The sequence below is a fragment of the Pseudomonas sp. GW821-FHT12A04 genome, from assembly GCF_058807755.1.
In genome coordinates this window covers 279,797-290,737 of the sequence record NZ_JBXAQZ010000008.1, presented here as the reverse complement: position 1 = coordinate 290,737, position 10,941 = coordinate 279,797, and the positions used below count along the sequence as shown (strand labels likewise).

Genomic DNA, 10,941 nt, shown 5'->3' with positions numbered 1-10,941 from the left:
GCGTCCCCTAGGGGACTCGAACCCCTGTTACCGCCGTGAAAGGGCGGTGTCCTAGGCCACTAGACGAAGGGGACACACGTACAACATTCACTCCCTGCTTCGTTTCGCTGTGTGCTTTACGCTGCAAGTGGCGCGCATTCTATGGATGGATTGAGAGGTCGTCAACCCCCTGATATAAATTTATTTAAATCAATGACTTCGCCCTGCTTTTGGGAGCCATTGCGGTTTTTCCGCTGCCCGGCGTTTGACGCCTATATTCTGGCACCCGCCAAGACGTTATAGTCCACCCGATGATGGCAATCTGAGTATCGAGTGCCATCATTCATAGAAGCGGGGCTCCGGCCGATATAAGAACAAGCATGTCCGATCCAACCCGTCGTGCAGGCCTGGGGGCTCAAATGCCAAGCCACTCAACCCGCATGCGTAACCTATAAAGAGGTCTTACCGGTGACGCCACTCATGATCACCCTGCTAGTCGTAGCCGGGATCGCGCTGTTGATCGCCATTGGCTACATGAACCATGTGGTGGAAAACAACAAGCTGGAAAAGGCCCGTACCAAGATTGAGCTCAACGATCGCCTGCGACGCTGCGGCGAAATCACCGAGACGTTCCCCGGCCAGCTGATGACCCCGGCCCTCAAGCTGCTGTTGGCCCGCCTGGAACTGAACGTCTGCCAGCGCCTGCTTAACCTGGAAAAATCCAGCGCCAACCTCAAGGCACGGATCGCCGAACTGGAGGCCCTTGTCGGCCAGGGTGAATCCATCCCGGTCAACAATCCGCCGGCACCGATCCAGACTGAAGCCAAGGCCAAGGATGTACGCTTCCTGCTCGAAGCCCTGCACGGCCAGGTTACCCGCGCGGCACAGGACGGCTTCCTGCCCCCCAACGAAGCCAAGCGCTGGATTCGTGAAGTGCGCCACATCCTGGTGCTGCTGCACATCGAGTTCTTCAACAACCTCGGCCAGCACTCCCTGCAACAGAACCAGCCCGGGCAGGCCCGCCTGGCATTCGAGCGTGGCGTGCAATACCTGCGCAAACAGCAGGAACCACAGGTCTATGCCGAGCAACTGGAATACCTGGAAAAACTCCTGGCCAGGGCCAACGACCAGGTCATGGATCGCATCGCTCCGGTCGAAGGCGAGGTCAACCAGTTGACCGAAGGCCTCAAGGACGTCGAGGTTGACGCAGACTGGAAGAAGAAAGCGATCTACGACTGATCAGCGAAAATGGAAAAGCCACCTAGAGGTTAATGCCGATCAGTCAACGGTTTGAACACCGCCACCCTGTGGGAGCGAGCTTGCTCGCGATGACGGTTGGACAGTCACACAAGGGGTGCCTGACAGTCCGCCATCGCGAGCAAGCTCGCTCCCACAGGTTTAGTGTGTTAACTGATGAGCATTAACCGAGAGGTGGTTTTTTTAGCCTGGCCGATGATCATTTCAAAGCCTGAAATGCCCCACCATCCCCTTCAGTTCAACCCCCAGTTGCGCCAGCTGAATACTCGACGCTGCATTGCCCTGCATCGCCAGCGATGACTGATCGGCACTGGCGCGAATACTGGTGACACTGCGGTTGATCTCCTCGGCCACCGAGCTCTGTTCCTCGGCTGCCGCGGCGATCTGCTGGTTCATCTGCTGGATCAACGATACCGCCGCCGCAATGCTTCCCAGCGCACTCTCGGTCTGCAAGGCATCGCTGACCGCCAGCTTCACCAACTCGCCACTGCTCTGGATCTGCTGCACCGACGACTGCGCCGCCGAGCGCAAGGCGCTGACCAGGCGTTCGATTTCCTCGGTCGATTGCTGGGTTCGCTTGGCCAGCGCACGCACTTCATCGGCCACCACTGCAAAGCCCCTGCCCTGCTCACCGGCCCGGGCCGCCTCGATCGCCGCGTTCAACGCCAGCAGATTGGTTTGCTCCGCCACGCTTTTGATCACACTCAAAACCGTGCCGATGTTCTGGATTTCCGCACTCAGGCTTTCGATGCTCGAACTGGCCGAGGTGGCCGAGTCCGCCAACTGCTCGATCCGCGCCATGCTCTGGCGCACCACCTGCTGACCACTTTCAACCTTGCCGTCAGCGGTTTGCGCGGCCAGCGCAGCTTCCTCTGCATTACGCGCGACGTCATGCACCGTGGCCGTCATCTGATTCATTGCGGTGGCGACCTGTTCGGTTTCCTCCTTCTGCGTGCTGACTTCGAGATTGGTCTGTTCAGTCACCGCCGACAACGACTGGGCGGAAGTCGCCAACTGCTCGATACCCGATTGCAAGCCGCTGACTATATGGCTGAGCCCCGCGCCCATTTGTTGCATTGCCTGCATCAACTGGCCGATTTCGTCACGGCGGGTCACGTCAATGGTCGCACTCAAATCCCCTGAGGCAATCTGCTGCGCCACCTGAATCACACGGCGCAGCGGTGCCACGATCAACCGGGTGATGATCCACGCGGCAACCAGCCCAACCAGCAAGGCCAGGGCGGAAGAGCCAATGATCAGCAGCGAGTTCTTTTTCAGTTCAGCCTGCATCGCCAGGTCTTGCGCGACATAAGCCTGATCCACCCGCTCGACCACTTGGGCTGCGCGCTGGTGCAATTGTTGATAGACGGTTTTTTCCTGTTCCAGCAGGCCGGTGTACTCGGCGAGCTTGTCACTGAAACTGACGATATGACCCATCACCTCATTGAGAACGGTCTGGTAACCCTCGTCCTTGACCGTAGTCTTGAGCTGCTCGGCCTGGGTCAATGCCTGGCTGGCCTGTTCGATCTTGCCCTGCCCGGCGCTGTCGTCGCCTTTGCGGCTTTGATCCAGACGCACGCGCGCTTCATTCATGGCTTGCAGCATCAAGCGTGAAACCTGGCTGACCTGACTGGCCTGCTCGATGAATTGCGCACCGTCCTTGCCTTCGGAATCTTTCAGCGTATAGGTGCCGTCATCGGCGAGCCCGGATTGCAATACATCAAGGTTATTGGCCACGCTGGACACCGACCAACTGGCCATTTCCAGCGCCAGGTCCTTGGCCTGGCTGAGCGAGACAAACTCGTCGAAGGCCTTGCGATAGGCTCCCAGGGACTGTTCGACATCATTCATCACCGGCACGTTGGCCGCAGACGCGGCCTTGAGCTGGCCGGCCAGGGCGATCAAGCCATCGACGCCCTCGTGCAGGGCATCGACGGTTTTCGGATTGCCGTGCAAGGCGTACTCCTGCTCCAGTAGCCGCACCTTGAGCAAACCGCTGTTGAGCGATGACATTTGCTTGAGCCCATCGAAGCGCTGGCTGATGGTTTGCAGGGACCAAACGCCAATGCCCGCCACCAGCGCAGTCAACAACAGCACCAGGACAAACCCGACACCCAGTTTTTTCGCCATACCGAGGTTGGCAAAACGTCCTTGCACGGCCGATTTCATTGCACTTAGTCCCCTGCCAAAGTCTGTAGACGCAGATTCGCAACGGGCCAGTGGCAACACAAGGCTCTGGCTCCGGAATAATGGCAAAAAGCTACGCCAACGTCGTTTTCAGAACGCTTGAGGTCGATCCCGGGCAGTGGCCTGAAAGAACGCCCGGGCACGCGGATCGCAGGCATATGTCACGTTGATACGCTGCCAGTCACTGGCCTCACCCGAGGGGTTGAAGGCGGTCTTCGATGACAGCAGTACACCCAGGCGCCGTGCCTGGGTTCGCAGCTGATCGTAGTCGGACATTCGTGATCGCGCCCAGATGAACAGGCCTCCCGCCGGCTTGCCGAAAACTTCCCACTCGGCATCTTCGAGCAATTGCAGCACCACCAGCCGGTCGCTGCTCAAGCGTTGGCGCTGACGCTGTACCAGTTTGCGGTAGGCACCGTTAGCCAACAGGCACGCCAGAACCGATTCGCAAAATCGCGAGGCGCCCATGCCGCTGATCATCTTGACCTCGGCCAGACGTGTAATGACTTCGGCATCGGCCACCACGAAACCGACCCGCAAGGAACTGCTGAGGGTCTTGGAAAAGCTGCCCACGTAGATCACATCGTCGTCCAGCGCAGCCAGTCGCATACCGGAACCGCTGTGCAAATCCGCATAAACGTCGTCTTCGATCACCTGCACGCCGAAGGTCCTGGCCAGTTGCAGCACGCGGCGCGCCACCACCGGTGCAAGGCTGCTGCCGGTCGGGTTGTGATAGAAGCTATTGATGAACAGCCCTTGGGGCCGGTGTTTGACCAGCACCGACTCGAGCACCTCCACGTCCGGCCCGCGCGGTGTTCGCGGTATCTCGACCATGTGGATACCGTGCAGCCTGAGCAGATCGAACAGCACCGGATAACCGGGACTCTCCACGATCACACAGTCACCGGCCCTGAACAGCGTCCGCACAATCAGGTCGAGCCCCTGACTGGCACCCGCCGTGGTCATGATCCGGTTGTCCTTTGCCCGGATATCCAGCTGCCTGAGGTGCTTGAGGATCTGTTGTCGCAAGGCTGGCAAACCCAGCGGCGTGCTGTAGTTGAACAGGCTGGCCGTGTCGGTACGACTGACTTGCCGAATCGCGTAAGTCAGATCGTCTGTCTCGCGCCAGCTTTCAGGCAGCCCGCCACAGCCAAGCCTCAACTCACTCGAAAAAGTCCCGTGATCGGGCTCCGCCCCCTCGAACCACACCGGCTCGTGCTTTGTACCTGTGGCCAATGCCGGATCGGCAACCGCATAGCCGGCTCCATGACCTGACACCAGCATTCCCTGTGTCACCAGGCGTTCACAAGCCTGAGCGACGCTTAACTGACTGAGCAAATTGATCCGCGCGATCTGTCGCACCGAAGGCAGGCGCGTACCGGGCGATACCCCGCTGGAATGAAGCCAGCAGGTCAGCGCGTCAACAATTTGCTGTACGACGGGCACCAGCGCCTGTCGGTCGATTCTCAATTCCATGAGCAAGCAAACCCCTGTTGATTTTGCGATTAGCAGTTAATCACAGGCGTGCTCGAAGACTTGTGCGACAACGCCGCCAAAACCATTCGATCTAATCATTTGATACACATTGCCTGGCCCTTCAGCGGAACCAAAAAACCTGTGGGAGCGAGCTTGCTTGCTCCCACAGGTTCGCAGTGTGTCTGGTATTGGTATGTCGAGTTAAAACGCGGTAACGCCACCGTCCACGGCCAATGAGTGCCCCGTGGTGAATGCCGCGCCATCGCTGCACAGGTACAGCACCGCGCTGGCGATCTCTTCGACCTTGCCGATGCGACCGACCGGATGCATGGCGTTGGCGAACTCGCCTTTTTTCGGGTCGGCTTCATAAGCGCGGCGGAACATATCCGTGTCGATCACCGCCGGACACACGGCGTTGACTCGGATTTTCTTCTTGGCATATTCGACGGCCGCCGACTTGGTCAGGCCGATCACCGCATGTTTAGAGGCTGCGTAGATGCTCATTTTCGGCGCCGCCCCAAGGCCGGCCACCGATGCCGTATTGACGATCGCACCGCCCCCTTGCGCCAGCAGCAACGGCAACTGGTATTTCATGCACAGCCAGACACCTTTGACGTTGACGCCCATGATCGCGTCGAACTCGTCGAGCGTACCTTCGGCCAACTTGCCCTTCTCGATTTCGATGCCGGCATTGTTGAAGGCATAGTCGAGGCGACCGTAAGTATTGATCACCTCCCCCATCAGATTTTTTACATCGTTTTCCAAGGTAACGTTGCAGCGCACGAAGGTCGCTTCGCCACCGGCAGTACGAATCAGCGCCACCGTGCCCTCGCCGCCTGCCACGTCCATATCGGCCACTACTACCTTCAGGCCCTCGGCGGCAAATGCCTGGGCGGTCGCGCGGCCAATACCGGCCGCCCCGCCTGTCACCACGACCACCTGGCCAGAAAACGTCATGCTCATTTTGTTATGCCCTCAAAAAGAAGAATGCGGGGAATCACGTAGGACCAGTCTAGCCATGGAGGTCTTGAACACGGCAGCACTATCAAGGCTCCGGTTGGGCGCCCATGAGTTGCAGTGATGGAACTGTCGTACCAACTATCACTGCACTGGATCAACCTGCATTCGCCGCATCAGCCGAACTTGCAGCATCGTCGCTGACCGGCTATCAACAAAGCTTCATTCAACTTGAGTGCCTGCCATGACCTCCCAGACCAATCGCCAATTCCTGCTCGCCAAACGTCCGGTTGGCGCGGCGACCCGCGAGACATTCACCTACCAGGAAGTACCGGTCGGCGAGCCGGCGGCGGGTCAGATACTGGTCGAAAACCAATACCTGTCCCTGGATCCGGCCATGCGTGGATGGATGAACGAGGGCAAGTCCTACATCCCGCCGGTCGGGCTCGGCGAAGTCATGCGCGCCTTGGGTGTGGGCAAAGTCATTGCGTCGAACAACCCGGGGTTCGCGGTCGGGGATTACGTCAACGGCGCCCTGGGTGTGCAGGATTTCTTCCTCGGCGAACCCCGAGGCTTCTACAAGGTCGATCCGAAACTGGCACCGCTGCCACGTTACCTGTCCGCGCTGGGCATGACCGGGATGACGGCGTACTTCGCCCTGCTCGACGTCGGCGCTCCGAAGGCCGGTGACACCGTGGTGCTGTCGGGCGCGGCGGGCGCCGTGGGCAGCATTGCCGGGCAGATCGCCAAGATCAAAGGGTGCCGGGTGGTTGGCATCGCCGGTGGCGCCGACAAGTGCAAGTTCCTGATCGATGAACTGGGTTTCGATGGCGCTATCGACTACAAGAGCGAAGACGTCCTCGCCGGCCTCAAGCGCGAGTGCCCGAAGGGTGTCGACGTGTATTTCGATAACGTGGGTGGCGACATTCTCGACGCGGTGTTGAGCCGCCTGAACATGAAGGCGCGGGTGGTGATTTGCGGTGCCATCAGCCAGTACAACAACAAGGAAGCGGTCAAAGGACCGGCCAATTACCTGTCACTGCTGGTCAACCGCGCGCGCATGGAAGGTTTTGTGGTGATGGACTACGCCGCCCAATACGCCAGCGCCGCCCAGGAAATGGCCGGCTGGATGGCCAAGGGGCAGCTCAAGAGCAAGGAAGATATTGTCGAAGGACTGGAGACTTTCCCGGAGACGCTGATGAAATTGTTCAGCGGCGAGAACTTCGGGAAGTTGGTGTTGAAGGTCTAACCCGATATTTGAACTCACCCAAAAACCACTGTGGGAGCGAGCTTGCTCGCGATAGCGGAGTGTCAGGCGACATTGACGTCACTGACCCTCCCCCATCGCGAGCAAGCTCGCTCCCACAGGTTTAGCGGTGTTTAGGCCAGTTCAGCCACAACCGAAGCCAGTGCCTTCGCTGGATCCGCCGCCTGGCTGATCGGACGGCCGATCACCAGATAGTCGGAACCGGCATCCAGCGCCTGACGTGGCGTCAGAATGCGGCGCTGATCGTCCTGGGCGCTGCCCGCCGGACGAATCCCCGGAGTCACCAGTTGCAGCGACGGGTGCGCCGTTTTCAGTGCCTGGGCTTCGAGGGCCGAGCACACCAGGCCGTCCATCCCGGCTTTTTCCGCCAGGGCGGCCAGGCGCAGCACCTGCTCCTGGGGCTCGATGTCCAGGCCGATGCCCGCCAGGTCTTCACGCTCCATGCTGGTCAACACGGTCACGCCGATCAGCAATGGTTTAGGACCGGTGCGCTGATCCAGCACTTCACGGCACGCAGCCATCATGCGCAGGCCGCCGGAGCAATGCACGTTAACCATCCACACGCCCATTTCAGCAGCCGCCTTGACGGCCATCGCGGTGGTGTTCGGGATGTCGTGGAACTTGAGGTCCAGGAACACTTCGAAACCCTTGTCGCGCAGGGTGCCGACGATTTCCGAGGCGCAGCTGGTGAACAGTTCCTTGCCGACTTTGACCCGGCACAGCTTCGGGTCCAACTGATCGGCCAGCTTCAGTGCGGCGTCACGGGTAGGGAAATCCAGGGCGACGATGATGGGAGTCTGGCAGGCGGACATGAGTGGGCTCTCAGGCAAGTCGAAATCGGCGCGCATTGTAGCGGAACCAGCGCCGCTGCGGGACCCGATGATCGGTAAATCGTCGCGACGGCTCAGGCAAGACTAGCCCTTGAGGCCATTGTGTCGAGTTCGATACACACACGACACGCCCGCAACACCCTGACCCGCTACCCTCGGCAACCGCAACGGGTCCCTACAACAGCGCTTCCCGCCTCAGGGCCGGACGCCTATGCTGGAACCACAACCTCGCAGCCTATCTTTGTGGTTGGCAGCCTACCTGGCAGATGAACGCACGCATGCACAACACCCCAGCACCCGTGAACGACGACCAAAAAACGCCCGGTGACGACAAACGCTGGAGCATTCGTGCCCTGATCGTCGACGATGACGTCCCGATCCGCGAATTGATGATCGACTACCTGGCCCGGTTCAACATTCACGCCAGCGGCGTCACCGATGGTGCCGCGATGCGCCTGGCGTTGCAGGCGGAGCATTTCGACGTGGTGGTGCTCGACCTGATGCTGCCCGGTGAAGACGGCCTGTCGCTGTGCCGCTGGCTGCGCGCCGAGTCGGCCATCCCGATCCTGATGCTCACGGCCCGCTGCGAACCCACCGACCGGATCATCGGCCTCGAACTGGGCGCCGACGACTACATGGCCAAGCCGTTCGAGCCTCGCGAACTGGTGGCGCGGATCCAGACTATCCTGCGCAGGGTGCGCGATGACCGCAGCGAACAGCGGGCGAACATTCGTTTCGACAATTGGCGCCTGAACAGTGTGCTGCGGCAACTGATTGCCGACGATGGCCTGGTGGTGCCGCTGTCCAACGCCGAATTCCGCCTGCTCTGGGTGTTTATCGAACGTCCGCGCCGCGTGCTCAGCCGGGAACAACTGCTTGACGCCGCTCGCGGTCGTTCGATCGAAGCCTTTGATCGCAGCATCGACCTGCTGGTGTCGCGCCTGCGCCAGAAACTCGGCGACGACCCCAAGGCTCCGCAGTTGATCAAGACCGTTCGCGGCGAGGGTTACCTGTTCGATGCCCGAGACATCGGCTGATGCGCGGGCGCTTCGATACGCTGTTCGGCCGCCTGTTTGGCGTGCTGTTGCTGGCGATTATCCTCGCGCACCTGCTGGCCTTTGCCTGGTTTCATCATTACGGCCCGCCGCCACCGCCGCCTCCACCGGAGTTTTCCGAGGGCCTGGACGGGCCACGCCCACCACTGGACCCAAACCTCGAAAAACGGCCACCACGGCCGTGGTTCGGCGGCCCCCTGGTACCCCTGACGTTTCAACTGGTCTCACTGATCATTGCCGCCTGGTACGGCGCCAAACTGCTGAGCCGGCCGATCCAGCGCCTGAGCGACGCGGCCGAGCGTTTGAGCGAAGACCTCGACAGCCCGCCACTGGAAGAGTCGGGACCACGGGAAGCACGGCAAGCAGCGCACACGTTCAACAAAATGCAGCGCCGCATCCTGGAACAGGTCAAGCAGCGCTCGCGCATGCTTGGCGCCGTGTCCCACGACTTGCGCACACCGCTGTCGCGGCTCAAGCTGCGGCTGGAGAAAATCGACGACGACAAGCTGCAAGGTCAGATGCGCCAAGACCTCGACGACATGATCAGCATGCTCGACGCCACCCTCACCTATCTGCATGAACAACGCACCAGCGAAGCTCCGCAGTGGATGGACGTACAAGCGCTGGTGGAATCCCTGAGCGAAAATGCCCAGGACCAGGGCGCGAACGTCCAGGCCAGCGGCCACTGCGCCCCCCTGCAAGTTCAGCCGATGGCCTTGCGCTCCTGCATCAACAACCTGATGGACAATGCCCTGCGCTATGCCGGACAGGCGTTGATTACCCTGCAAGACCATCGTGAACAGCTGGAGATTCGGGTCATCGACCATGGCCCGGGCATCGCCCCGGAACAACGTGAAGCAGTGTTCGAACCCTTCTTTCGCCTTGAAGGCTCGCGCAATCGCAATTCCGGCGGCGTTGGCCTGGGCATGACCATTGCCCGGGAGGCCGCGCAACGGATGGGCGGGCAGCTGACACTGGAAGAAACTCCGGGCGGCGGCCTGACGGCGGTGATTCGCCTGCCCCGGACCTGAAAGCCACACCGGTCCATTGTGGGAGCGGGCTTGCTCCGAGCGGCGTTCCGACGAATGCGGTGTGCCAGACAACATTTTCGTCGACTGACACTCCCTCTTCGCGAGCAAGCCCGCTCCCACAGGGGTATTGGCGAGGCTGACAGCCATGTGTACCACTCGGTACAAACTCCACATATCCGCGACAACTCGCCCCTTGAGTCTGCATAAGCCGGTACACCACCGGTTTATCTTTCCAAGGAGTGAGCCCGATGATCGGCAGCATCAGCAGCAATTACTCGAATTACACCAGCAGCACCACATCCAATAGCGCCCGCAACCAGCAATTGCAGAAAGACCTGTTGGCCAAACTCGACAGCAATAGCGATGGCACGGTCGATCAAAATGAACTCAAGAGTGTTTTGTCGCAGCAAACCGACGACGGTTTACTGGTCAACCTGAGCAAGAATTTCACCGACCTCGACAGTGATGGCAGTGGCAGCCTGAGCGGCGAAGAAATGGCCGCGATGGCTCCCCCGCCGCCTCCGCCAGGCGATGAAGCCCCCAACACCGACCTCGCTGATGCATTGATCAACGTGCTGGACGCCGACGGCGATGGCAACATCAGCAGCGATGAACTGAGCAGCGCGTTACAGGCCAGCAACAGCAACTCGTCGACCAGCACCGACACCAGTGCAGCGCTGCTCAAGGCGCTGGACAGCGACAGCAGCGGTGGCGTCAGCAGCGATGAACTCAAGGCAGCCCTGCAGGCCGGTCGCGAGCAGAACACCAACAGCTCTTCCGATCAATCGAGCGTAAATGAAGCGCTGCAAAAAATGATCGCCAACCTGAGCAAGCAGTATTCGCTCGATAACGTGGCAAGCGTGGGCAAGCACCTGAACGTGGCAACCTGAGTCAGAAGCTTC

The 10,941-nt window shown here is 60.2% G+C and carries 9 protein-coding genes and 1 tRNA gene; 5 read left to right on the top strand and 5 right to left on the bottom strand.

Annotated elements, in window-relative coordinates; translation table 11 throughout:
• Position 1: 1 nt before the first annotated feature.
• Positions 2-74: transfer RNA gene (locus AC1RS8_RS15130), tRNA-Glu, on the bottom strand.
• A gap of 385 nt (positions 75-459) precedes the next feature.
• On the opposite strand from AC1RS8_RS15130, the gene AC1RS8_RS15125 reads away from it, so the two are divergent.
• Positions 460-1,218 carry a hypothetical protein gene (locus tag AC1RS8_RS15125; RefSeq protein ID WP_102669921.1) on the top strand — a complete coding sequence of 253 codons (759 nt, stop codon included), beginning with the start codon at positions 460-462 and terminating at the stop codon, positions 1,216-1,218.
• 222 nt (positions 1,219-1,440) lie between these two features.
• Here the strand turns inward: AC1RS8_RS15125 and AC1RS8_RS15120 are convergent, their stop codons facing one another.
• From AC1RS8_RS15120 to AC1RS8_RS15110, 3 genes are all read right to left on the bottom strand, one after another.
• Positions 1,441-3,405 (bottom strand): methyl-accepting chemotaxis protein, encoded by a 1,965-nt coding sequence (locus tag AC1RS8_RS15120; protein ID WP_493162969.1) that lies wholly within the window; start codon positions 3,403-3,405, stop codon positions 1,441-1,443.
• Between the two features lie 108 nt (positions 3,406-3,513).
• Positions 3,514-4,899: an aminotransferase-like domain-containing protein gene (locus AC1RS8_RS15115; RefSeq protein WP_489339073.1), complete on the bottom strand. Its 1,386-nt coding sequence runs from the start codon at positions 4,897-4,899 to the stop codon at positions 3,514-3,516.
• Positions 4,900-5,100: 201 nt separating this feature from the next.
• The gene (locus tag AC1RS8_RS15110; protein WP_489339074.1) at positions 5,101-5,862 is read right to left on the bottom strand and encodes an SDR family oxidoreductase; all 762 of its coding nucleotides are present in this window, start codon (positions 5,860-5,862) and stop codon (positions 5,101-5,103) included.
• Positions 5,863-6,100: 238 nt separating this feature from the next.
• Between AC1RS8_RS15110 and AC1RS8_RS15105 the strand changes: the two genes are divergently transcribed.
• Positions 6,101-7,105: an NADP-dependent oxidoreductase gene (locus tag AC1RS8_RS15105; RefSeq protein WP_090457259.1), complete on the top strand. Its 1,005-nt coding sequence runs from the start codon at positions 6,101-6,103 to the stop codon at positions 7,103-7,105.
• Between the two features lie 131 nt (positions 7,106-7,236).
• On the opposite strand, the gene pyrF is transcribed toward AC1RS8_RS15105, so the two are convergent.
• Positions 7,237-7,935, bottom strand: coding sequence for an orotidine-5'-phosphate decarboxylase (pyrF, locus tag AC1RS8_RS15100; RefSeq protein ID WP_173677935.1), 699 nt, complete (start codon positions 7,933-7,935; stop codon positions 7,237-7,239).
• A gap of 296 nt (positions 7,936-8,231) precedes the next feature.
• Here pyrF and AC1RS8_RS15095 point away from each other — a divergent pair, with 296 nt between their 5' ends.
• The 3 genes from AC1RS8_RS15095 to xopAW all read left to right on the top strand — a co-directional run bounded on the left by AC1RS8_RS15095 (position 8,232) and on the right by xopAW (position 10,929).
• On the top strand, positions 8,232-8,990 hold the full coding sequence (locus AC1RS8_RS15095) for a response regulator (RefSeq protein WP_340317611.1): 759 nt from the start codon (positions 8,232-8,234) through the stop codon (positions 8,988-8,990).
• The gene (locus tag AC1RS8_RS15090; protein ID WP_218494373.1) at positions 8,990-10,039 is read left to right on the top strand and encodes a sensor histidine kinase; all 1,050 of its coding nucleotides are present in this window, start codon (positions 8,990-8,992) and stop codon (positions 10,037-10,039) included. The genes AC1RS8_RS15095 and AC1RS8_RS15090 overlap by 1 nt, the downstream gene beginning before the upstream one ends.
• 248 nt (positions 10,040-10,287) lie before the next feature.
• Positions 10,288-10,929 (top strand): XopAW family type III secretion system calcium-binding effector, encoded by a 642-nt coding sequence (gene xopAW, locus AC1RS8_RS15085; protein ID WP_489339076.1) that lies wholly within the window; start codon positions 10,288-10,290, stop codon positions 10,927-10,929.
• Positions 10,930-10,941: the final 12 nt, after the last annotated feature.

Excerpts from the sequence above, each read along its gene's own strand:
- AC1RS8_RS15095 (WP_340317611.1), top strand. The coding sequence starts at position 8,232 with ATGCACAACACCCCAGCACCCGTGAACGACGACCAAAAAACGCCCGGT.
- AC1RS8_RS15115 (WP_489339073.1), bottom strand. The coding sequence starts at position 4,899 with ATGGAATTGAGAATCGACCGACAGGCGCTGGTGCCCGTCGTACAGCAA.
- AC1RS8_RS15120 (WP_493162969.1), bottom strand. The coding sequence starts at position 3,405 with ATGAAATCGGCCGTGCAAGGACGTTTTGCCAACCTCGGTATGGCGAAA.
- pyrF (WP_173677935.1), bottom strand. The coding sequence starts at position 7,935 with ATGTCCGCCTGCCAGACTCCCATCATCGTCGCCCTGGATTTCCCTACC.
- xopAW (WP_489339076.1), top strand. The coding sequence starts at position 10,288 with ATGATCGGCAGCATCAGCAGCAATTACTCGAATTACACCAGCAGCACC.
- AC1RS8_RS15090 (WP_218494373.1), top strand. The coding sequence starts at position 8,990 with ATGCGCGGGCGCTTCGATACGCTGTTCGGCCGCCTGTTTGGCGTGCTG.
- AC1RS8_RS15110 (WP_489339074.1), bottom strand. The coding sequence starts at position 5,862 with ATGAGCATGACGTTTTCTGGCCAGGTGGTCGTGGTGACAGGCGGGGCG.
- AC1RS8_RS15105 (WP_090457259.1), top strand. The coding sequence starts at position 6,101 with ATGACCTCCCAGACCAATCGCCAATTCCTGCTCGCCAAACGTCCGGTT.
- AC1RS8_RS15125 (WP_102669921.1), top strand. The coding sequence starts at position 460 with ATGATCACCCTGCTAGTCGTAGCCGGGATCGCGCTGTTGATCGCCATT.